The 22,912-nt window shown below is 63.9% G+C and carries 19 protein-coding genes; 11 read left to right on the forward strand and 8 right to left on the reverse strand.

Going from position 1 to position 22,912, the window contains the following annotated elements:
• Positions 1-281 precede the first annotated feature (281 nt).
• Positions 282-1,742, reverse strand: coding sequence for a cytosine permease (locus tag M0D65_RS02490; protein ID WP_266250851.1), 1,461 nt, complete (start codon positions 1,740-1,742; stop codon positions 282-284).
• A 197-nt stretch (positions 1,743-1,939) separates the two neighbouring features.
• Between M0D65_RS02490 and M0D65_RS02495 the strand changes: the two genes are divergently transcribed.
• Complete coding sequence (locus M0D65_RS02495) at positions 1,940-2,458, forward strand: hypothetical protein (RefSeq protein ID WP_266250853.1); 519 nt, start codon at positions 1,940-1,942, stop codon at positions 2,456-2,458.
• Here the strand turns inward: M0D65_RS02495 and M0D65_RS02500 are convergent.
• A complete protein-coding gene (locus M0D65_RS02500; RefSeq protein ID WP_266250855.1) occupies positions 2,419-3,843 on the reverse strand; it encodes an aldehyde dehydrogenase family protein in 1,425 nt (474 codons plus the stop codon). The two genes, M0D65_RS02495 and M0D65_RS02500, sit on opposite strands and share 40 nt — an antisense overlap.
• A 110-nt stretch (positions 3,844-3,953) precedes the next feature.
• Here M0D65_RS02500 and M0D65_RS02505 point away from each other — a divergent pair, with 110 nt between their 5' ends.
• On the forward strand, positions 3,954-4,871 hold the full coding sequence (locus tag M0D65_RS02505; protein ID WP_266250857.1) for a LysR family transcriptional regulator: 918 nt from the start codon (positions 3,954-3,956) through the stop codon (positions 4,869-4,871).
• 49 nt (positions 4,872-4,920) lie between these two features.
• Here M0D65_RS02505 and M0D65_RS02510 read toward each other — a convergent pair whose 3' ends face one another.
• Positions 4,921-5,598, reverse strand: coding sequence for a DedA family protein (locus tag M0D65_RS02510; RefSeq protein WP_266250859.1), 678 nt, complete (start codon positions 5,596-5,598; stop codon positions 4,921-4,923).
• A gap of 215 nt (positions 5,599-5,813) precedes the next feature.
• Here M0D65_RS02510 and mutL point away from each other — a divergent pair, with 215 nt between their 5' ends.
• Positions 5,814-7,838 (forward strand): DNA mismatch repair endonuclease MutL, encoded by a 2,025-nt coding sequence (mutL, locus tag M0D65_RS02515; RefSeq protein ID WP_266250861.1) that lies wholly within the window; start codon positions 5,814-5,816, stop codon positions 7,836-7,838.
• 40 nt (positions 7,839-7,878) lie between these two features.
• Positions 7,879-8,847, forward strand: coding sequence for a tRNA (adenosine(37)-N6)-dimethylallyltransferase MiaA (gene miaA / locus M0D65_RS02520; protein ID WP_266250863.1), 969 nt, complete (start codon positions 7,879-7,881; stop codon positions 8,845-8,847).
• A gap of 86 nt (positions 8,848-8,933) precedes the next feature.
• Here the strand turns inward: miaA and purM are convergent, their stop codons facing one another.
• Positions 8,934-9,989 (reverse strand): phosphoribosylformylglycinamidine cyclo-ligase, encoded by a 1,056-nt coding sequence (purM, locus tag M0D65_RS02525; protein ID WP_266250865.1) that lies wholly within the window; start codon positions 9,987-9,989, stop codon positions 8,934-8,936.
• A gap of 147 nt (positions 9,990-10,136) precedes the next feature.
• Between purM and M0D65_RS02530 the strand changes: the two genes are divergently transcribed.
• The 7 genes from M0D65_RS02530 to panB all read left to right on the forward strand — a co-directional run bounded on the left by M0D65_RS02530 (position 10,137) and on the right by panB (position 16,544).
• Positions 10,137-11,216 carry an AI-2E family transporter gene (locus M0D65_RS02530; protein WP_091010043.1) on the forward strand — a complete coding sequence of 360 codons (1,080 nt, stop codon included), beginning with the start codon at positions 10,137-10,139 and terminating at the stop codon, positions 11,214-11,216.
• A gap of 41 nt (positions 11,217-11,257) precedes the next feature.
• Positions 11,258-12,055, forward strand: coding sequence for a DnaA regulatory inactivator Hda (gene hda, locus M0D65_RS02535; protein ID WP_266250868.1), 798 nt, complete (start codon positions 11,258-11,260; stop codon positions 12,053-12,055).
• Between the two features lie 11 nt (positions 12,056-12,066).
• The gene (locus M0D65_RS02540; RefSeq protein WP_266250870.1) at positions 12,067-12,753 is read left to right on the forward strand and encodes an HAD family phosphatase; all 687 of its coding nucleotides are present in this window, start codon (positions 12,067-12,069) and stop codon (positions 12,751-12,753) included.
• Complete coding sequence (pcnB, locus tag M0D65_RS02545) at positions 12,750-14,306, forward strand: polynucleotide adenylyltransferase PcnB (RefSeq protein ID WP_266250872.1); 1,557 nt, start codon at positions 12,750-12,752, stop codon at positions 14,304-14,306. Before M0D65_RS02540 ends, pcnB begins: the two co-directional genes overlap by 4 nt.
• Positions 14,307-14,354: 48 nt before the next feature.
• Positions 14,355-14,885, forward strand: coding sequence for a 2-amino-4-hydroxy-6-hydroxymethyldihydropteridine diphosphokinase (folK, locus tag M0D65_RS02550; RefSeq protein ID WP_266250873.1), 531 nt, complete (start codon positions 14,355-14,357; stop codon positions 14,883-14,885).
• A gap of 43 nt (positions 14,886-14,928) precedes the next feature.
• Entirely contained in the window at positions 14,929-15,660 is a 732-nt protein-coding gene (locus tag M0D65_RS02555) for a deoxynucleoside kinase (RefSeq protein WP_091010034.1), read from the forward strand.
• A 68-nt stretch (positions 15,661-15,728) separates the two neighbouring features.
• The gene (gene panB / locus M0D65_RS02560; RefSeq protein WP_266250875.1) at positions 15,729-16,544 is read left to right on the forward strand and encodes a 3-methyl-2-oxobutanoate hydroxymethyltransferase; all 816 of its coding nucleotides are present in this window, start codon (positions 15,729-15,731) and stop codon (positions 16,542-16,544) included.
• 129 nt (positions 16,545-16,673) lie between these two features.
• On the opposite strand, the gene pabB is transcribed toward panB, so the two are convergent.
• The 4 genes from pabB to grpE form a co-directional block, all read right to left on the reverse strand.
• A complete protein-coding gene (gene pabB, locus M0D65_RS02565; protein ID WP_266250877.1) occupies positions 16,674-18,584 on the reverse strand; it encodes an aminodeoxychorismate synthase component I in 1,911 nt (636 codons plus the stop codon).
• Positions 18,585-18,623: 39 nt separating this feature from the next.
• On the reverse strand, positions 18,624-19,763 hold the full coding sequence (gene dnaJ / locus M0D65_RS02570) for a molecular chaperone DnaJ (protein WP_091010030.1): 1,140 nt from the start codon (positions 19,761-19,763) through the stop codon (positions 18,624-18,626).
• Between the two features lie 256 nt (positions 19,764-20,019).
• Entirely contained in the window at positions 20,020-21,972 is a 1,953-nt protein-coding gene (gene dnaK / locus M0D65_RS02575; RefSeq protein ID WP_091010028.1) for a molecular chaperone DnaK, read from the reverse strand.
• A gap of 177 nt (positions 21,973-22,149) precedes the next feature.
• On the reverse strand, positions 22,150-22,731 hold the full coding sequence (gene grpE, locus M0D65_RS02580; RefSeq protein WP_091010026.1) for a nucleotide exchange factor GrpE: 582 nt from the start codon (positions 22,729-22,731) through the stop codon (positions 22,150-22,152).
• Positions 22,732-22,912 lie beyond the last annotated feature (181 nt).

A 22,912-nucleotide genomic window follows, 5' to 3' on the forward strand; every position in this document is an offset into this window, starting at 1 on the left:
CCTGCATTGCACAAGCCTGAGGATCGTGGCAAGGACGCCAGCCCTACCGCCAGGATCGGCCTCCGGCGGGCTTTTCGCCGGGTTCCGACTGGCTGCCGCAAAGCCTGCGCGGCGTCGAATCATACGGCATGTTGGGCTATATACCATGCGATTTCGATGAGATTTCGCAGGATTTGCGTGCTGGATGCACGTCGAGCCGGGCGCGCCCTGGCAGTCCGCGCACCGCCTGGAAGCGCGGATTCGCCGGTCGTTGCGCCTGTCGAAGAGCCAGAACCGATCGCTTACTTCGCGACGGTTTCGCCTTCCCACTTCGCATCGGCGTGCGCCGGATCGTGCGGCAGGATCAGGTGAGCAGGCATGCTTCGCTGCGCCCGGCGCGCCAGCCAGAAGTAAAGCAGCGCGGGTACGACGAGCCCGACGATCCACGAAATATCCGTGCCGCCGAGCCGGTCGACGAACGGTCCGGTATAGAAGCCGCTCGATATGAACGGCAGTTGTACGAGCACGCCGATCACATAGACGGCGATCCCGGTCGCGTTCCAGCGGCCGTAGCGTCCGTTCGGATCGTATAGCGCGGGCACGTCGTAGCGGTCGCGTGTGATGAAGTAGTAGTCGACGAGATTGATCGCGCTCCACGGCGTGAAGAACGCGAGCAGGAACAGGATGAACGATGAGAACTCTTTCAGGAACGCGTGACGCCCCGCGAGCGCGAGCCACATCGCCGCGCCGATCATCACGACGACATACGCGAGCCGCCCGCGTTGCGAAAAGCGGTTGTCGCCACGAAAACCGCTGACGATCGTCGCCACCGACATCACGCTGCCATACGCGTTGAGCGTCGTGATCGTGATCTTGCCGAACGCAATCGCGAAGTACAGCAGCGCGGCGATCGCGCCGGACGCACCGAGCCCGACGACGAACGACACCTCGTGCCCGGAGAACTGCTTGCCGGCGAGCGCCGCGGCAAACACGCCGAACGTCATCGAGGTCTGCGCGCCCAGCACCGAACCGGCGCCGATCAACCAGAACGTCTTGCGCGGAGAAGTCGTGCGCGGCAGATAACGCGAGTAGTCGGCGACATAAGGACCGAATGCAATCTGCCACGACGCCGACAGCGAGATGGCCAGCAGGAAGCTGCTGATCGAGAAATAACGGATCGCAAGCAGTTGCCCGACGTCGTGCCCGATCAGCAGTTGCGCGAACAGGTACACGAACGCGATCACACCGATCACGCTCGCAATGCGCCCAACCGTATGAATCAGCCGGTATCCGAACACCGTGAACGCGACGATGACCGCCGTGAACAGAACAATTCCGGCCTCGTCGCCCACATGCAGCAGTTGCGCGACGGCCTGGCCGGCGAGAACCGTTCCGCTCGCCGAGAAGCCGACGTACATCAGACACACGAGCACGATCGGAATCACTGCGCCATACACGCCGAACTGCACGCGACTCGAAATCATCTGCGGCAGGCCGAGTTGCGGACCTTGCGCGCCATGCAGCGCCATCACCGCACCGCCGAGTACCTGGCCGACCAGCAGTCCCACCAGCGACCAGAACACATCGCCGCCCAGCACGACAGCCAGGGCGCCGGTGACGATCGCGGTGATTTGCAGGTTGGCTGCAAGCCACAGTGTGAACTGGCTGATCAGATGGCCATGACGTTCGGCGTCGGGAATGTAGTCGATCGTCCGACGTTCGACGACGGTGCGCTCCTGCGCTTCGTGGGTGGGTGCAGCCATGACAGTCCTTTCGAGTGCGGCGGTTTCGAAACGACTGACTGTATGCGGTCAAATTTGTATAGACAACTATTTTCTGCGCCGAATTCACAAACGTTCAAAGTCCAGCGTACCGACGATGCCTAAAATCGGCACGCCGCACGCGTGAAATGTTTCGCGCCATCGGTATCGCGCAAACAGGCACGCATCCGGAACACCTCATGTCGAACCACGTAACGCCCACCGCATCCCCCGTCGCTCCCATCGCACAACGTCCACGCCGCAACCCGGACAGGCTTGCCCGTCTTCAGGCCGCCGCTGCCGCGCACGGCGGCGCATGTCTCGACGAGGTGTGTGCGAAGCTGCAGGCAAAGTATCGCTTTCGCTGCGCCAAGGGACACGAGTGGCTTGGGTGGGGCCATCTCGTGCTGGTCGGTAAGTGGTGTCGACTCTGCGCCAACGAACGTCAACGTCGCACGATCGAAGACATGCACGAAGCCGCCCGTCGACTCGGTGGCCAGTGTCTGAGCACGGAGTACCTGGGCCACGCGGCGAAGCTCACCTGGAGGTGCGAATTCGGCCACGTCTGGCACGCGACCCCACGAACAGTCCAGCAGCGCGGCACGTGGTGCCCGCATTGCGCGCGGTTACGCCGGCGTGCCGCTGCGCGAGAAAGCGCTCTTTCCACGGCGCAACCGAATCAACCCGCGGCACCCAGCAAGGTCTTCGGCTCGAGATAGGCCTCGAGTCCGAACGCTCCATACTCTCGGCCAATCCCCGACTGCTTGTGACCACCGAACGGCGCCAGCGGATCGTGATGCACACCGTTGATCAGCACACGTCCCGCGTCTAGCCGCGATGCCACGCTACGCGCACGCGCCGGGTTCGACGAGAACACGCTGGCCTGCAGACCATAGACGGTATCGTTGGCAATCTCGATCGCTTCTTCCTCCGAGCGATACGCGAGGATCGACAGCACCGGCCCGAAGATTTCTTCGCGGGCGATCGTCATGTCGTTGGTGACGTGCGCGAAGACTGTCGGCTTCACGAAGTAGCCGCGCGTCAGTCCCTCGGGCCGTCCCGCACCACCCGCAATCAAGGTCGCGCCCTCTTCTTCGCCAACGCGGATGTAGTGCTGCACACGCTCGTATTGCTTGCGGTTGACCATCGGCCCGATCGTGGTAGCCGGATCGTACGGATCGCCCGACTGGATCGCAGCGATCAGCGTCCTGACCCGCTCGATCACTTCGTCGAGCCGCTGCTCCGGTACCAGCAGACGTGTACCCGCAATGCAGGCCTGACCGCTGTTCATGAACGCAAGATTGAGGGCAAGCGGCAACGCTTCGGCGAAATTCGCATCGTCGAGCAGCAGTGTCGGCGATTTGCCGCCCAGTTCGAGCGTCACGCGTTTCATCGTCTCGGCACCCGTGCGCAGGATCGACTTGCCGACCGCCGTCGAACCGGTAAACGAAATCTTCGCGATCTTCGGATGCGCGGCCAGCGTCGCGCCCACCACACTACCCAGCCCATTCACGACGTTGAACACGCCCGGCGGCAAGCCGGCTTCGTGCAGCGCTTCGATCACGACCTGCGTCTGCAGCGCGCTCATCTCGCTCGGCTTGATGACCGTCGTGCAGCCCGCGGCGATCGCCGTCGCGAGCTTGTTGCAGATAAAGCCGGCGTTGGCGTTCCACGGTGTAATCAGGCCGACCACGCCGACCGGCTCCATCACCACCTCGGCCGTATTCACGCGCCGCGTGAATTCATAGGTCTCGAGCGTGGTCGCCATCGAGAGAAACGCCTCCGCGGCATAGCGCGTGCTCCACTGCGCACGCGCTTGTGGCGCGCCGTATTCCTCGATGGTTGCTGCGTTCAGATCGTCGCTGCGCGCCATCAGCGCGTCGTGCAGACGGCGCAATATCGCAATGCGTTCGCTGCGGCTGGTGCGCGAAAACGCCGGGAACGCGCGCACGGCCGCGTCGACTGCATTTTGGGTGTCGATTTCGTCGCCGAGCGTCACCTGGCCGATGACGGCTTCGGTCGACGGGTTCACGAGATCGAAACGCTCGCTCCCGTGCGGTTTCACGAACGCGCCGTCGATATAGATCGTGTCGATGAGCTTCACTTTGTTGCCTCCGTGGCCTTGCGGCCGATTTCAGTGAAGCCAGTCTAGACTTCGGCCATTGATTTGATAAGCTACACAAATCCGCATGAGCTATTTTGGAAATCGGGACAATGCATCGCTCAGGCCTGACCGAACTCGAAGCCGTGCTGGCCGTCGCCAGGCTCGGCAACTTCCGCGCGGCGGCGACCGAACTCGGTATGTCGCCCTCCGCGCTGAGCCAGGCGATCGCCGGCATCGAGGCGCGCCTTAACGTGCGGCTGTTCCATCGCACGACGCGCAGCGTCGCGCTGACCGAAGCCGGCGAGCAGTTCGTCGGCAAGATCGCGCCGGCGCTGTCCACGATCCGCGATGCGATCGACGCGGTGAATTCGCATCGGCAGACGCCGTCGGGCACGCTGCGCATCAACATGGCCGCGAGCGCGGCGCGCCTGATCCTCAGGCCGGTCGTGCTCGAATATCTGCGCCGTTATCCGGAGATGAAGGTCGACATGGTGACCGAGGGACGGCTGATCGATATCGTCGCCGGCGGTTACGACGCGGGCGTGCGACTCGCCGAGACGGTTCCGGGCGACATGATCGCCGTGCCGCTCACCACCAAACTGCGCTTCGCCGTGGTGGGCAGCCCCGCCTATTTCGAGCGATATCCACGGCCGCGCACACCCGACGATCTGCGCAACCACGCATGCATCCGCTCGCGCATGCCAGGCGGCGGGTTGTATCGCTGGGAATTTGCGTGGAAGGGCGAGGTGCTCGATGTCGACGTGAACGGCCCGCTTACGCTCGACGAATCGACGCTGATGCTTGAATCCGCTCGCGCGGGTGTGGGCCTCGCGCATCTGGCGGAATGGCATGTCGCCCGCGACATCGAGCAGGGACGTCTTGTACGCGTGCTCGAAGACTGGACACCGACGTTTCCGGGGTTGAGTCTTTATTATCCGGGCCGGCGGCATGTGCCCGCAGGCTTGCGCGCGTTCGTCGATCTGATACGCGAAGTCGGGCCGGTCTCTTCGGCGCATGAGCACGCATGAGGCGCTCGTTACGCTTCTTCTGCGAAGCCGGCTATCCGGCGCTAACAGATCAACCCTTACGCTGATCGCTCGCAGACGTAGGCTTACGCAGCATCTTCCACAACGCCCCGAGCACGACCGGCACGACCGCCGCACCGATTCCGATCAGCACAATCACGTTCAGGTATTGACGGATAAACGGAATATTGCCGAAGAAGTACCCGAGCAGCACTAGCAGCAGCACCCAGAACAGCGCACCGGTGACATTGAACAACTGGAAGCGGCGCACCGTCATCGCAGATGCACCCGCGACGAACGGCGCGAACGTCCGCACCACCGGAATGAAACGCGCGAGCACGATGGTCTTGCCGCCGTGCTTCTCGTAGAAGTTGTGCGTCTTCTGCAGCGCTGCACGGTCGAGGAATTTCTCCAGCACCGGAATGTGCGAATTGAATACCTTCGGCCCGATCGCCCGTCCGATCAGATAGTTGACGGTATTGCCGGTGACCGCCGCAATGAGCAGCAGGACGATCAGCAAGCCGAGGCTCATTTCACCGCTCGCGCAAAACGCTCCGCCGATAAACAGCAGCGAATCGCCAGGCAGAAACGGCAACACCACCAGGCCGGTTTCGCAGAACACGATCAGGAACAGCACCGCATACACCCATGCGCCGTATTGATTGATGAAGACTCCGAGAAACTTGTCGATGTGCAGGACAAGGTTCACAAACTGCAGCAGCGTATCCAAGGAACGTCCCTTATGAGCGGATGAGGTGACCGGCCCGCGGGCATGACAACACGCGGGCGGCGAAGGCGCGCCCGATACTGCGGCGCCAAGCCGGAAAATTGACCGCGCCATGATACCGAAAGTGCCTGGCCGCAATAAAAATATGGTGTGACCACCGCGGCGGCGCCGCCCCGGGGCGTCAGCGGGGAAGTGCGGCAAATCGCTATAATCCGTCCATGTCCGAGTTCTCAGAATTCTCCGAAAAAGCCGCCGAAGCCACCGGCTCCACCGCAGCGCAGCCGTCCGAGAGCGCCGCGCCGCGCCGCTTGCGCACGATCCAGCCGCTACCCGATCAGTTGATCAGTCAGATCGCGGCCGGCGAAGTGGTGGAGCGCCCAGCATCGGTCGTCAAGGAACTGCTCGAAAACGCTATCGATGCCGGTGCGAGCACCCTGCGCATCCTGCTCGACGAAGGCGGCGTCAAACGCATTTCGATCACCGACGACGGCTACGGCATCCCCGAAGCCGAACTGCCGCTCGCGCTGATGCGCCACGCGACCAGCAAGATCCGCTCGCTGGCCGAGCTTGAATCGGTTGCAACGCTCGGGTTTCGCGGGGAAGCGCTGGCTTCGATTGCATCGGTGGCGGAGATGTTCATCACGAGCCGCACCGCCGATGCGCCGCACGCAGTGCGCATCGACGCGCAGACCGGCGTGCTCGCGCCCGCGGCCGGCACCCAGGGCACGACGATCGAGGTGCGCGAGTTGTACTTCAACACACCCGCGCGCCGCAAATTCCTGAAGAGCGAGCAGACCGAACTCGGCCATTGCCTCGAAACGATTCGCCGCTCGGCACTCGCGCGGCCCGACGTGGCGATCTCGGTGCTGCACAACGGCCGCGCAGTCGAACACTGGAACGCAACCGATCCCGCTGCGCGCGTCGCGAAGATTCTCGGCGAGACGTTCGCGACAGCGCATCTGCCGCTCGATGAATCGGCGGGACCGCTCGCCGTCTATGGCTGCGCGGGGCTGCCTACCGCGAGCCGCGGGCGCGCCGATCAGCAATATTTCTTCGTCAACGGACGTTTCGTGCGCGACAAGCTGCTCACGCATGCCGTGCGGGCCGCCTACGAAGACGTGCTGCATGGCGACCGCTATCCGTCCTATGTGCTGTTCCTCGACATTCCGCCCGAAGCGGTCGATGTGAACGTGCATCCGTCGAAGATCGAAGTGCGTTTCCGCGATTCGCGCTCGATTCACCAGTTCGTGTTTCATGCGGTGCAGCGCGCGCTGGCGCGGCATGCGGGGGCGTCGCCGGAAACGACTGCGGGTGGGCATGCCGCGCATATCGCGCCGGTTAGCGGAGCGCCCGGTGCATCGGGTGCATTCGGGCCAATGCCGACCGGCTTGCCCGGCACGGGGTTCGGCAATCGCGGCGGCAGCGGTAGTGGTGGTGCCGACGCTGGCAACACCTGGCTCAGACAGGCGCGGATGACGCAGGGCACGCTACCGGTTGCGCAGCCGCTCGCGCTTTACGATGCGCTGTTCGGTCGTCGCGACACCGGTGCCGGCACGCCGCAAGGCTCAACGACGCTCGAAGCGCGCGAGGGAACGACGACGCCGTTTGCTGCGCCCACAACGTTCGGAACACCCGCAGTACACACCTTCGCCGACGACGAGCAACCGCTCGGCTTCGCGCTCGGCCAGATCCATGGCATCTACGTGCTGGCGCAAAACGCGCAAGGGCTCATCATCGTCGACATGCACGCGGCGCACGAACGCATTCTCTACGAGCAGTTCAAGAACGCGCTCGCCGATCGTACGATTGCCGTGCAGCCGCTGCTAATCCCGCTATCGATGCCCGCCGACGCCGTCGAAATCGGCATCGTCGAGGAAGAGCGCGAGACGCTCGATGCACTCGGCTTCGATCTCGCCGTGCTGTCTCCGACGTCGCTTGCGATCCGCGCCGTTCCCGCGTTGCTGAAGGATGCCGACCTGCAGGCGCTCGCGCGTGCCGTGCTCACCGATCTGCAGGCGTACGGCGGCTCGCGTGTGCTGACCGAGCGGCAGCATGAGTTGCTCGGCACGCTTGCGTGCCATCACGCGGTGCGTGCGAACCGGCGCCTCACCCTCGACGAGATGAACGCGCTGCTGCGCCAGATGGAGGCCACCGAGCGCGCGGATCAGTGCAATCACGGGCGGCCGACGTGGTATCAACTGACGCTGACCGACCTCGATCGCCTGTTCATGCGCGGGCAATGAGCGCGTTGCGTTGTTTGCTACGTCGAAGAGCCGGCTGGCGATGAAGCCCGCTTCCACCCACACGCCCATTCCCGTTGCGTGCCTGCTCGGGCCGACCGCCTCCGGCAAGACCGCGGCTGCCCTCGCGTTCGCGGCGCGGCGGCCAGTCGAGATCGTCAGTGTGGATTCGGCGCTCGTCTATCGCGAGATGGATATCGGCACCGCGAAGCCCGATGCCGACGAACGTGCCCGCGTGCCGCACCATCTGATCGACATCGTCGATCCCGCCGATGCCTACTCCGCCGCCGATTTCCGCACCGACACGCTGCGCCTGTGCGGCGAAATCGCGGCACGCGGACGCATGCCGTTGCTGGTGGGCGGCACGATGCTGTACTACCGCGCGTTGACGCAGGGACTGAACGAACTGCCCGCCGCCAACCCTGAGGTGCGCGCCTCGCTCGATGCCGATGCAGCCCGCGAGGGTTGGCCCGCCATGCACGCGCGGCTCGCCACAATCGATCCCGAGACCGCCGCGCGACTCGCGCCGAACGACTCGCAGCGCATCCAGCGTGCCCTCGAAGTCTTCCTGCTGGCCGGCCAGCCGATGTCGGCGCTGCTGGCCGCGCCGTCGCGTGAAGACACAGCGGCATCGGCAGCGACGCACTGGCGCTTCGTGCCGGTCGCGCTGGAGCCGTCGGATCGCGGCGTGCTGCACGAACGCATCGCGCGACGCTTCGATGCGATGCTCGCGAACGGTTTTATCGATGAGGTGAAACGGCTGCGCGCCCGCGGCGATCTGCATGCGGGGCTGCCATCGATGCGTTGCGTCGGCTACCGGCAGGCGTGGGAGTATCTGGACGGCGCCGTCGATTACGCGACGATGCGCGACAAGGGTGTCTTCGCTACGCGGCAGCTCTGCAAGCGGCAACTGACGTGGCTGCGTTCGATGCCGGAGCGTATCGTCGTCGATTGTTGTGCCGACGATGCTGTCGAACGTGCGTTGACTGCGCTGGAACAGGCGGTCGGCTGACGCTTCAGGTTTTGCGTGGGAGTGTGTGCTGCCGGAAACAACGACCGGCAGCGCATGAAACGCTGCCGGCAAACTTCCAAAGTGCTTTAAACGACTACAGTCTGCGCTTCACCTTCACGGCTCTCGCGCACGGTACCGATCTTCCAGACCTGTTCGCCGGCAGCGGACAGCAGCCCGATGGCCGTTTCGGCATCGGCAGCAGATACAACCACCGCCATCCCGATCCCGCAGTTAAACACGCGATGCATCTCAGCATCCGCCACACCGCCGTGCTTCTGCAGCCACGAGAACAGCGGCGGCAGCGGCCATGCGCGATGGTCGAGCTCGGCGGTGAGGCCGGTCCTCAACACGCGCGGAATATTTTCGACGAGACCGCCGCCGGTGATGTGCGCCATACCCTTCACCGCGATCTGCTGCATCAGCGCGAGCAGCGGCTTCACGTAGATGCGCGTAGGCGCCATCAGCGCATCAGCCAGCGTCCGGCCGTCGAAGTCAGCGTCGAGATCCGGCTGCGCACGCTCGATGATCTTGCGCACCAGCGAAAAACCGTTCGAATGAATACCACTCGACGCGAGCCCCAGCACGACGTCGCCGGGAGTGATCGTGCTGCCGTCGATGATCTTGCTCTTCTCGACCGCACCGACCGCGAAGCCCGCCAGGTCGTATTCGCCATCCGGGTACATGCCCGGCATTTCGGCCGTTTCGCCGCCGATCAACGCGCAACCCGCATACTCGCAGCCTTGCGCAATCCCCTTGACGACCGTCGCCGCCGTACCAACGTCGAGCTTGCCGCAGGCGAAGTAGTCGAGGAAGAAGAGCGGCTCGGCGCCCTGCACGAGGATGTCGTTGACGCTCATCGCGACGAGATCCTCGCCGACCGTGTCGTGGCGGTTCAGGTGAAACGCGAGTTTCAGCTTCGTGCCGACGCCGTCGGTACCGGACACGAGCACCGGCTCGCGATACTTCTTCGGCACCTCGAAAAGCGCTCCGAAGCCGCCGATACCGCCCAGCACGCCGTCGCGCATCGTCTTTTTGGCAAAGGGCTTGATGGCGTCGACAAGGGCGTCGCCCGCGTCGATGTCTACGCCGGCGTCGCGATACGACAAACCTTGGGCGTCAGAGGCGGATTTCGGTTGATTCATGGGGAAGCGCGAGAAGGTCGGTAAAATGCGATTTTACCCGATGCGGACCGGTCGGCTGGAATTTGACTGCGGGTTAGTCCGGCAATCGCCCTTACAGTTGCCTACGCAGTTGCCCACTCAGTTGCCCAATCACCAGGGAAATACGCCTTGCAGCAAAACTCTCCGCTTCTGACCCAGTACCAGCGCCACGTCTTCATCTGGCTCGCCATCGCGCTCGGCACCGGCATCCTGCTATGGCTGCTGAGCCCGGTGCTGACCCCGTTCCTGCTCGGCGCGATCCTCGCGTACATCCTGCAGCCGGGCGTCGCGTGGCTCGTGCGGCGGCGGGTGCCGCGCGGTCTCGCGGCCCTGCTGATGATGCTGCTGTTCGCGCTGCTGATCACCCTCCTCGTCCTGCTGATCCTCGCTGTCGTGCAGAAGGAAGGGCCGCAATTGCGCCAGCAGGTGCCTGGCTTTTTCACCCACCTGCACGACTGGGTGCAGCCGAAACTCGCGGTGCTCGGTCTGGCCGATTCGCTCGATTTCGCGAGCATCCGCGATCTCGTGATGGGTCAGCTCGAAGGCAGCGCGAAGACCGTCGCCCTGTATGCGTGGACCTCGGTACGCACCAGCGGCAACGTGATGATCACCGTGATCGGCAATGTCGTGATGGTGCCGCTCGTGCTGTTCTATCTGCTGTACGACTGGAACGACATGCTGCGGCGCGCCCAGAATTTCGTGCCGCGTCGCTGGCTCGACAAGACGCTGCAACTCGCCCACGACATGGATCAGATGCTGTCGCAATACCTGCGCGGCCAGTTGCTCGTGATGGCCGTGCTGGCCGTGTTCTACGCGCTCGCGCTGTGGATCGCCGGCTTCGAGATCGCGCTGCCCGTCGGCATCTTCACCGGCATCGCCGTGTTCATTCCGTACATCGGATATGCCACCGGTCTCGTCCTTGCGCTGCTCGCCGCGCTGCTGCAATTCGGCAACTGGTACGGCTTCGGCGCGGTCGCGGTGATCTACGGTATCGGCCAGGTGCTCGAAGGCTTCTTCCTGACGCCGCGCCTTGTCGGCGAACGGATCGGTCTGCACCCGCTCGCCGTGATCTTCGCCCTGCTCGCATTCGGTCAACTGTTTGGCTTTTTCGGCGTGCTGCTCGCGCTGCCCGTCAGTGCGATCCTGTCGGTCGCGGTGCGCGAGCTGCGGCTGAGCTACCTGTCGAGCACGCTCTACAAGAACAACTGATTGTTTTCATTTTCAGTCCACCCCTACGCACCCGACCTATCGTGCTTCGACAGCTGACGCTCGATCTCGGCACTCCGCCGCCATCGACATTCGACAACTTCTTCGCCGGTGCCAACGCCGAGCTGGTGACGCGCCTGCGCGAACTGGACGGCGCGCTCGCGGCCGGCCCGGTCGCGGACCGCACGTTCTATGTGTGGGGCGAAGCGGGCAGCGGCCGCACGCACCTGCTGCAGGCGTTCATCCACGAAGCGGCGCCGGGGCATGCGCGCTTCGTCAGTCCGCAGAGCGGTCTCGCGGCATTCACCTTCGATCCGCGGGTCGCGCTGTATGCGGTCGACGATTGCGACGGGTTGTCGGCGGCGCAGCAGATCGCGCTCTTCAACCTGTTCAACGAAGTGCGCGCGCAGCCTTCCAGTGCACTCGTCGCCGCGGGCAACGCCGCGCCGATCGGCCTTACTGTGCGCGAAGACCTGCGCACGCGGCTTGGCTGGGGGCTCGTGTTCCATCTCGCGCCGCTGCCCGACGAAGGCAAGGCGGCAGTGCTGAAACACGCGGCGCGCGAACGCGGCATCGCGCTCGCCGACGACGTGCCCGCCTACCTGCTCACCCATTTCCGCCGCGACATGCCGAGCCTGATGACGCTGCTCGACGCGCTCGACCGCTTCTCACTCGAGCAGAAACGCGCGGTCACGCTGCCGTTGCTGCGCACGATGCTCGCGTCCGCCCCGAAGGAAGTCCCCTTGTGGGATGCCCCGAAGGAAATCCCCTTGGGGGAGCCCTCCGGCGCCGAAGACCTGCGCGCGGCAGCCTCGCCCGCTGCCGGTAGCCGCTTCAAGTAAAATGTGCCCCCATGGCTAATCTCGCACTCTTCGACCTCGATCACACGCTCATCCCCACCGACAGCGACCACGAATGGGGCCGCTTCATGGTCAAGCTCGGCATCGTCGACGGTGCGAGCTTCGCGCGTGAAAACGACCGCTTCTATGCCGACTACAAGGCCGGCAAGCTCGATATCCATGCCTACCTGGTTGCCATGCTGACGCCGCTGGCCGGCTATTCGCGCGCGCAACTGAAGGAATGGCACGATCAGTACATGCACGAAGTGATCCGCCCGGCCATCGTGCCGGCCGCCATGGAACTCGTGCGCCAGCACCGCGACGCCGGCGATTTGTGCTGCGTGGTCACCGCGACCAACGAATTCATCACCGCGCCGATCGCCGAAGTATTCGGCGTCGACAACCTGATCGCCTGCGAAGTCGAAACCGTCGACGGCGATCCGCACTCGGCCTACACCGGCCGCCCCACGGGCACGCCGAGCTACAAGGAAGGCAAGATCCTGCGCACCGAGGCATGGCTCGCATCGCTTGGCAAGACATGGTCCGATTTTGGACGCAGCTACTTTTACAGCGATTCGCATAACGACATCCCACTGCTCGAACGGGTGACCGACCCCATCGCGACCAACCCTGACGATACGCTGCGCGCCCACGCGCAGGCGCACGGCTGGCGCATCCTGGAACTCTTTCAATCCACGTGATCAAGAAACTCATTCGCAAGCTGTTCGGACAGGACACGACGCCCGCCGACGCATCCCCGGCGGAAGCCGCCGAGACGTCCACGGCGCCCACGAAAACGCGTCGCAAGCCAGCGGGTAAAGCCGCGCCGGCGAAGCGCGACCCGGACGTGCCCGTCATTATTCCGTCCGAGATTCACGGCATCGATCCCTCGCTGATCTCGAAGAACGCGATCCGCGTCACCGACGGTCTGCAACAGGCCGGGTTCCGGGCGTTTATCGTCGGCGGTGCAGTGCGCGACCTGCTGCTCGGCATCGCGCCGAAAGACTTCGACGTCGCCACCGATGCGACACCCGACGAAGTGCAGAAGCTGTTCCGCCGCGCGCGCATCATCGGCCGGCGTTTTCAGATCGTGCACGTGCAGTTCGGCCAGGAAATCATCGAGACCTCGACGTTCCGCGCACTGGTCGACCCGCCGGCGGCCGACGCTCCGCCGCAGAAACGCCTGCGCCGCGACGAACTCGATCGCCGCACCCATGCCGTCGACGCCAGCGGCCGCGTGCTGCGCGACAACGTGTGGGGCGAGCAACACGAAGACGCGACGCGGCGCGACTTCACGATCAACGCGATGTACTACGACCCCGCCACGCAGACGGTGCTCGACTATCACAACGGCATGGCCGACATGCGCGCGCGCCTGCTGCGAATGATCGGCGACCCGGCCACGCGTTACCGCGAAGACCCGGTGCGGATGCTGCGCGTCGTGCGCTTTGCGGCGAAGCTCGGCTTCGAGATCGAAGATTCGACACGCGCACCGATCAAGGCGCTCGCCGACCTGATCAACAACGTGCCGGCCGCGCGCCTGTTCGACGAAATGCTCAAGCTGCTGCTCTCGGGCCACGCGTTCGCGTGCCTGCAGCGGCTGCGCCAGGAGGGCTTGCATCACGGCCTGCTGCCACTGCTCGACGTCGTGCTCGAACAGCCGCAGGGCGAGAAATTCATCACGCTCGCGCTCACCAACACCGACGACCGCGTACGCGCCGGCAAACCGGTCTCGCCCGGCTTTCTGTTCGCGACGCTGCTGTGGCACGACATGCAGCAGCGCTGGCAGCAATACGAGGCGAACGGCGAGTATCCGGTGCCCGCGCTGCACCGCGCGATGGACGACGTGCTCGACATGCAGACCGAAAAACTCGCGATTCATAAGCGCTTCTCGTCCGATATGCGCGAGATCTGGGGCCTGCAGTTGCGCCTCGAAAAACGCTCGGGTCGCGGCGCCATCAAGCTGCTGGAACACCAAAGATTTAGAGCGGGGTATGATTTCCTCCTGTTGCGCTGCGAATCCGGCGAACTCGACGAGTCAGTGGGGGCGTGGTGGACGGAGTTCATCGAAGGAGACATCGCCGCGCGCGAGGCATTGCTCACGCAGGGCGGGAAGGACCGGGCACCCAAAAAACGACGGCGGCGCGGTGGCGCCAGAAACCGCAATGAGGGTGGCGGAATGGAGGGCGGTACGACAGCAGGTAGTCGCGCAGCAAACGACGTGAGCCCCGGCGGCGGCGCTCACGAGGATTGAGGCGGCACCGGCACTCGCCGTCGAACGAAAGTCGTAGGAAGTTATGCCATGACGGTTGCTTATCTCGGCCTCGGCGCGAATCTCGGGGACGCGCGCCAGACCCTGAAAGACGCAGTGGTGTGCCTTGCACAGCAGCACACCATTGCCGTGCTCGCGAAGTCGAGCCTCTATCGCACCGCCCCGATCGACGCGGGCGGCGACGATTACTTCAACTGTGTCGTGCAGCTCGACACGACGCTCCCCGTGCGGCATCTGCTCGCGCTGTGCCACAAGATCGAGCATCACTTCGGCCGCGAGCGCCCGTTTCGCAACGCGCCGCGCACGCTCGATCTCGACATCCTGCTGTACGGCGAGCAATCCATCGAAGAACCCGATCTGATCGTGCCGCATCCGCGGCTCGTCGAACGCGCGTTTGCACTGGTGCCGCTCATTGAAATCGCCCCGCATCTGATCATCCCGCAGCACGGCCGCGCGGACACGTTCCTCGCCGCGGTGGCCGATCAACGCATCGAAAAGATGAAGAACCCGTGTCAGTGCCCGATGCTTGGCGCGAGCGCCGACAAGGGCGAGCGCCTGTGAGTCCGTCTTCCCCTTCTTCCATCACTCGCCGGATAAACCGCCGATGAGCACACCGCTGACCGTCACCGCCCCCGTTCTGCGTCCGCCGTTCCGCTATCTGGCGATCGAAGGTCCAATCGGCGTCGGCAAGACCTCGTTGACGCGGCGACTCGCCGAACGCTGGTCGATGCGCACGCTGTTCGAACGGCCGCAGGACAACCCGTTCCTCGAGCGCTTCTATCGCGACACCGCGCGCTATGCGTTGCCGACGCAGTTGCATTTCGCGTTGCAGCGCGCCCAGCAGGCGCAGGAAATCGCCGCTGCGCACGCAAGCGGCGTCGCGCTGGTGGCCGACTTCATGACGCAGAAGAACGACATCTTCGCGCGGCTGACCTTGCCCGACGACGAATGGAATCTGTATCGCGCGCTCTCTACGCGCATCGATGCGCACTCTTCCGCAAGCGAAGGAAATGCGCGCGGCGCGCTCGAAGGAAGCGCCCGTACGGCGCCCTCACCCGATCTGGTCGTCTATCTGCAGGCAAGCCCCGAGGTGCTGTTCGCGCGCATCCAGAAACGCGCCGTACCGATGGAGCTGCAGATTCCGGATGCCTATCTGCGCGCGCTATGCGACGCGTACAACGACTTCTTCTACCACTACGACCGCACGCCGGTGCTGACGGTCAACGCAGAACATCTGAACCCGCTCGACTCCGATGCGGACCTCGCGCTGCTGGTCGAACGTATCGAGACGATGCGCGGACGCAAGGAGTTCTTCGTGAAGGGCACGTCGCTATAAGCGCGACATCGCTATCAACACCGCTGCTTCGCACGACGACTTTTCAACGCACCTCCACTGGATTATTCATGACCTATCTGCAGGAAGCGGCCCGGAACGCGATCACGGTCCCGAAGCTTCAGGCGATGCGCGACGCCGGCGAAAAAATCGCCATGCTCACGTGCTATGACGCGAGCTTTGCCGCGCTGCTCGACCGCGCGGGCGTCGACGTGCTGCTGATCGGCGATTCGCTCGGCAACGTGCTGCAGGGACATGCGACGACGCTGCCGGTTTTGCTCGACGACATCGTGTACCACACCGCGTGTGTCGCGCGTGCGCGGCCAGCGGCGCTCGTCGTTGCGGATCTGCCGTTCGGTACCTACGGCACGCCTGCCGATGCGTTCGCTAGCGCGACGCAGGTGATGCGCGCCGGTGCGCAGATGGTGAAGCTCGAGGGCGGGGAGTGGCTTGCGGAGACGGTGCGGTTTCTGATCGAACGCGCTGTGCCGGTCTGTGCGCATGTCGGGCTCACGCCGCAATCCGTGCATGCTTTTGGCGGCTTCAAGGTGCAGGGCAAGACCGAGGCGGGTGCGAGCCAGTTGCTACGTGATTCACGGGCGTTGCAGGATGCGGGCGCGCAACTGGTCGTGATCGAAGCGATCCCAACGCTGCTTGCCGCCGAAGTCACACAGCAGTTGCGCATTCCGACTATTGGCATCGGCGCTGGTGTCGACTGCTCCGGTCAGGTGCTCGTGCTGCACGACATGCTGGGGATTTTCCCCGGCAAGCGGCCACGCTTCGTGAAGGACTTCACGCAGGGGCAACCGGGCATCTTCGCTGCCGTCGATGCGTATGTGCGGGCGGTGAAGGATCGGTCGTTTCCGGGCCCGGAACATACGTTTTGAGCAGTGGTGTCTGCTGCGTTTGCGGCAGGGCGCCGCCGGTTACGCACTCGTCACACCGACGGACAGTGAGCCGCACAATGCGTTGCCGGGCATTAGCACGTCGAGGTGAACCAGGTCCGCCCGTTTCCTTTAAGTCGTTGCCGGTGCGCTGACAATGCGCGCCGGTAACGCACCACGCAATGCATTACTGAGTATCAGCGCGTCGGCACGCAGCAGGTCTGCGCGTGTGAGCACGCGCTCCGCCGCGCGAAGCGTCGAGTCTTCGAGTAACACTGCGCGCATCACGCCCGGCAACACACCCGAATCCAGCGGCGGCGTCCACCACGCCCCATCGAGCTTCACGAATACATTCGTACGGCCACCTTCGGTCAACTCGTCGCGCTCGTTGAAGAACAGCGTGTCGAATGCGTGGTGCGCTTCGGCTTCGCGCCAGCCGCGATCGTAGTCCGCGCGACGCGTCGTTTTGTGACGCAGCAATGGGTCGTCGGCCTGCGTCGCGGCGAATCCGCGCTCGGGCGCGAGCAGCACACCGACCTCGCCGGCGGGCAACACCGCGAGTGGCGCAACGACGATCTGCGCGTCCCCGCTCTTGCCAACCGCGAGCCGCACGCGGTGCTCGACAGCCGGCGGCAACGCAGCGCGCTGCGCCTCAAGTTGCGCACGCACTGCGGCGACGTCAAAGGGAAAATCGAAGTAGCGCGCACTCGCGGACACGCGCGCGAGATGGCGTTCGAGGTGGCGAATACCGTCCTCGTGCGTCGCGTACATCGTCTCGAACAGCTCGAAGCCGGGATCGGCTTCCGTCAGGAAACGGGCTTTCAACTGACACTCCTCGTATTCGTCGGCGGCGACACTGTCGAGCACAATGCCCGCACCGACGCCCATGGTTCCACGGTGCTTGCCAGTGTGGCCCGCGGCCTCGAGCGTCAAGGTGCGGATCGCAACCGACAGGCAGAAATCGCCGCAAAGCTCTTGTTCGACTGAATCAGGCACAGGTGCATCGAGCCAGCCGATCGCACCTGTGTACAACCCACGCGGCGTCGTTTCGAGCGTGTCGATAAGCTGCATCGTACGGTGTTTCGGCGCACCGGTGATCGATCCGCAAGGAAACAGCGCGCGCAGCACGTCGGCGAACGACGTGCGTGAACGCAATGCAGCCGTCACCGTCGACGTCATCTGCCACACCGACGCATACGGCTCAACCGAGAACAGCGCCGGCACCCGCACCGAACCGATGCGCGCCACTCTCGACAGATCGTTGCGCAGCAGGTCGACGATCATCACGTTTTCGGCGCGGTTCTTCGGATCACTGGCTAGAAAGTCGGCGGCGCGCTGGTCGAGCAGCGGATCGGCGGCGCGCGGCGCGGTGCCCTTCATCGGACGCGCGAGCAACGTCGTTCCCGTCTTGCCGACGAACAACTCCGGCGAACACGATAGTACCCAACGGCCATCCGGCAACGCAATCAGCGCGCCAAACGGCACCGGCTGACGGTCGCGCAGACGCCGGTAGAGCGCAAGCGGCGCACCGAACACATCGAATGCGAGCCGGTAGGTGTAGTTGACCTGATACGAATCGCCGTCACGCAGCGCCGCGTGGATCGCTTCGATCGCAGCGGCGAACTGCTCGTTATCGACGCTCGCCCGCAGGTTCGCCGTGCCAGCCACCGACGGCTGCGTTGCGCCGCCGTCACGCTGCGCGAGCCATGCATCGGCGGCTTCGCGCGACAGCCTGGCGCATCGTTCGAACAATAAAAAACGCAGCGGGGCGTCGCCCCGCTGCGTTGCTTGAAACTGCGCACTACCAGTGTCGGTATGGATACCGGCCAGGCCGTGGCCAAACTCATAGTCCGCGAGCACGACCACATGCAAGCCCGCCCGCTGATCCGCTACGACATCGGCCACAACCGCATCGAGTTGCGCGGCATCGGTACACACACGCTCGCGCACAAACCCGGTGTACAAACGGGTCGACGGACAAAGCGCCGTCGCCTCGCTATCGTCGAGCAACGCGAATACCGCATCACGTTCTTCAGCCGCCATCTCGACCACCGGCATCAAACCGCCATCAACCACAGCACATCAATCGAAGAAGCTCTTCACCCGATCGAACCAGCTCTTGCTCTGCGGGCTATGACGCGCGCCGCCTTCGACCAGTGACTTCTCGAACTGCTGCAGCAGTTCGCGTTGCTGGTCGGTGAGCTTGACCGGCGTTTCGACCTGCACGTGCACGTAGAGATCGCCGGCGATGCTCGAGCGCAGCCCCTTGATGCCCTTTGCACGCAGACGGAACGTCTTGCCCGACTGGGTACCCTCGGCCACCGTAAAGGTTGCGCGGCCCGCCAGCGTCGGCACTTCGATCTCGCCACCAAGCGCCGCGGTCGTGAACGGAATCGGCATCTGGCAATGCAGATCGTCGCCGTCGCGCTCGAACACCGAGTGCTGCTTGATGTGGATCTCGACATACAGGTCGCCCGACGGGCCACCGTTGATACCCGGCTCGCCGTTGCCCGCGGAACGGATGCGCATGCCATCGTCGATACCCGCCGGAATCTTCACTTCCAGCGTCTTGGTTTCCTTGGTCTTGCCTGCGCCGTGGCAATGCGTGCAAGGCTCGGGAATATAAGTGCCGGTGCCGTGGCACTTCGGGCAGGTCTGCTGGATGCTGAAGAAGCCCTGCGACATGCGCACCGCGCCGGAGCCGTTACAGGTCGGGCAGGTTTCGGGCTTGGTACCGGGTTTCGCACCCGAGCCGTGACAGATCTCGCACGACACCCAGCTCGGCACGCGAATCTGCGTGTCGTAGCCATGAGCCGCCTGCTCGAGTGTTATTTCCATGCTGTAGCGCAGATCGGCGCCGCGATACACCTGCGGGCCGGCGCTGCGACCGCCGCGTGCACCACCGCCCGCGGCCTGGCCGAAGATATCGCCAAAGATATCGCCGAATGCATCGGCAAACCCGCCGAACCCCTGCGCACCTGCACCGCCCATGTTCGGATCGACGCCGGCATGGCCGTACTGGTCGTAGGCCGCGCGCTTCTGCGTGTCCGACAGCATTTCATAGGCTTCCTTCACCTCTTTGAAACGCTCTTCCGAATCCTTGCTGTCCGGATTGCGGTCGGGGTGATGCTTCATCGCCAGCTTGCGATAAGCCTTCTTGATTTCGTCGTCGCTCGCGTTCTTCGCGACGCCCAGAACCTCGTAGTAATCCCGTTTCGCCATATCGTTTCAGCGCCAACCGCGCGGTGCAGCGCAGCGGCTCCTGTTGAATGCTGGAGTCTCTCGACTCGTTCCAGGCGCTGCGCACCGCGCCGTTTGCACGGCATGCACAGCGTCCTCCATAAAACAAATGTGCCCGGGGAGCCGGAAGGCTCGCCAGGCGTAGTCACCGTTCATGCGCCGGATGGGCGCAGACCGTTTTGTAGCCGGCCGGGCGCAGCATGGCTGCGCCCGGCGTTACGGTTAGAGACAACCCGGCTTAGTCCTTCTTCACTTCCTTGAACTCGGCATCGACGACGTCGTCTTCCGGCTGACCGGCACCACCTGCCGACGCACCCGCACCTGCCGCACCCGCTGCCGCGCCTGCGGCACCCTGGGCGGCCTGCATGTCGGCGTACATCTTTTCGCCGAGTTTCTGCGATGCCGTTGCCACGACTTCGATCTTCGCGTCGATCGCAGCCTTGTCGCTCGCACCGCTCTTCAGCGTTTCTTCGAGGTCCTTCAACGCGGCTTCGATCTTGTCCTTCTCGCCGGCTTCGAGCTTGTCGCCGTATTCGGTGAGCGCCTTCTTCGTGCTGTGGACCAGCGCGTCGCCCTGGTTGCGGGCATCGGCCAGTTCGCGCAGCTTGTGATCTTCTTCGGCGTTCGCTTCGGCGTCCTTCACCATCTTCTCGATCTCGGCTTCCGACAGACCCGAGTTCGCCTTGATGACGATGCGGTTTTCCTTGCCGGTCGCCTTGTCCTTCGCGCCGACGTGCAGGATGCCGTTCGCGTCGATGTCGAAGCTCACTTCGATCTGCGGCACGCCACGCGGCGACGGCGGAATACCTTCGAGGTTGAACTCGCCGAGCAGCTTGTTGCCGGCTGCCATTTCGCGTTCGCCCTGGAACACCTTGATCGTCACGGCGCCCTGGTTGTCGTCGGCCGTCGAGTACACCTGTGCGTGCTTCGTCGGGATCGTCGTGTTCTTGTTGATCATCTTCGTCATCACGCCGCCGAGCGTTTCGATGCCGAGCGACAGCGGAGTCACGTCGAGCAGCAACACGTCCTTACGATCACCCGACAGCACCTGGCCTTGAATCGCAGCGCCAACGGCAACGGCTTCGTCCGGGTTCACGTCACGGCGCGCGTCCTTGCCGAAGACTTCCTTCACCTTGTCCAGCACCTTCGGCATACGCGTCTGGCCGCCAACGACGATCACGTCGTCGATGTCGCTCACCTTCACGCCGGCGTCCTTGATCGCGACACGGCACGGTTCGATCGTGCGTTCGATCAGGTCTTCGACCAGCGCTTCGAGCTTCGCACGGGTGATCTTCAGGTTCAAATGCTTCGGACCCGACGCGTCGGCCGTGATGTACGGCAGATTGATTTCGGTTTGCTGGCCCGACGACAGTTCGATCTTGGCCTTTTCAGCGGCTTCCTTCAGGCGTTGCAGCGCGAGCACGTCCTTCGACAGATCGACGCCCTGCTCTTTCTTGAACTCGCTGATGATGTAATCGATGATGCGCTGGTCGAAGTCTTCACCGCCGAGGAACGTATCGCCGTTCGTCGACAGCACTTCGAACTGCATTTCGCCGTCAACGTCGGCGATCTCGATGATCGAGATGTCGAACGTGCCGCCGCCCAGGTCGAACACGGCGATCTTGCGATCGCCCTTTTCGGCCTTGTCGAGACCGAACGCGAGCGCGGCTGCGGTCGGCTCGTTGATGATCCGCTTCACTTCCAGACCGGCGATGCGGCCGGCGTCCTTCGTGGCCTGGCGCTGGCTGTCGTTGAAGTACGCGGGAACCGTGATCACGGCTTCGGTGACCGGCTCGCCGAGGTAGTCTTCAGCGGTCTTCTTCATCTTGCGCAGCACTTCCGCCGAAATCTGCGGCGGGGCGAGCTTCTGGTCATGGGCTTCGACCCACGCGTCGCCGTTCTCTGCCTTGACGATCTTGTACGGCATCAGGCCGATGTCCTTCTGCACTTCCTTTTCTTCGAAGCGACGACCGATCAGGCGCTTCACGGCAAACAGCGTGTTGCGCGGGTTCGTGACGGACTGGCGTTTAGCCGGTGCGCCGACCAGCACTTCGTTGTCGTCCATGTAGGCGATGATCGACGGCGTCGTACGGGCGCCTTCCGAGTTTTCAATCACCTTGACCTGATTGCCTTCCATCACCGCCACGCACGAGTTCGTAGTGCCGAGGTCGATGCCGATAATTTTGCCCATTTTTACCAATCTCCTGTATTTCGATCGCTGCGGAACGCCTTGTGCCTGCTGGCTTTACGGCCGATTCCGCCTCCAGATTCATACCTGCACCCAAGGTGAGTGCATCCGCATCGTTTTCAAGACCTTTTACGCGATACGGTCTTTAAATATTTTCAATCGCCGGCCGATGCCAACCGGTTACTTCGGCTGCGGCTGGGCAACGGTGACGAGCGCCGGCCGCAGGACGCGGTCCGCAATCACATAACCCTTTTGCAGCACGGCGACGACAGTGTTCGGCTCCTGCTCGGCCGGCACCATCGAAATGGCCTGGTGACGGTGCGGGTCGAACTTCTCGCCGACCGGGTTCAACGGCACGACACGGCCTTTCTCGAGCGCGCCGGTGAGCTGGCGCAGCGTCAGTTCGACGCCCTCGCGCACCTTCACGAGGTCATCCGACGAATGCGTGAGCGCCGCTTCGAGGCTGTCGACCACCGGCAGCAGGTGTTCGGCGAAACTCTCGATCGCGAATTTGTGCGCCTTCGTGACGTCTTCCTGCGCGCGGCGCCGCACGTTTTCCGTCTCGGCTTTGGCCCGCAGGAAGCTTTCCTGGAGCTCGACGATCTTTGCCTGGGCTTCGGCCAGCGCGGCTTCGGCCTCACCGGCCGAGCCTTGCGCAGCGGCAGCATCTTGCTGCAAGGCGGCGTCTGCGGCTTCGTCCAGCTTCGCCGGGTCGGCGGACGCCGGATTCTGGCCTGTCGGGTTCTCTTGCGTGTTTTCCATGTCGCTGAAAGTCGTTAGAAATATAAAAACGGAAGCCAAAAAACCAGGCGGGGGCGTGTCGCTCGCGTCCGGCGCATTGTCATGTTGCTAATGCGCGACGTGCAACGACCTGTCCCCCGCTCGCTAGCAGTGCAAATAGGTGCGAAAACGCCGTTTTCAAGCCTTCCGGGACGGTTTTTGC

The sequence above is a fragment of the Paraburkholderia sp. CHISQ3 genome (assembly GCF_030464945.1).
GTDB lineage: Bacteria > Pseudomonadota > Gammaproteobacteria > Burkholderiales > Burkholderiaceae > Paraburkholderia > Paraburkholderia megapolitana.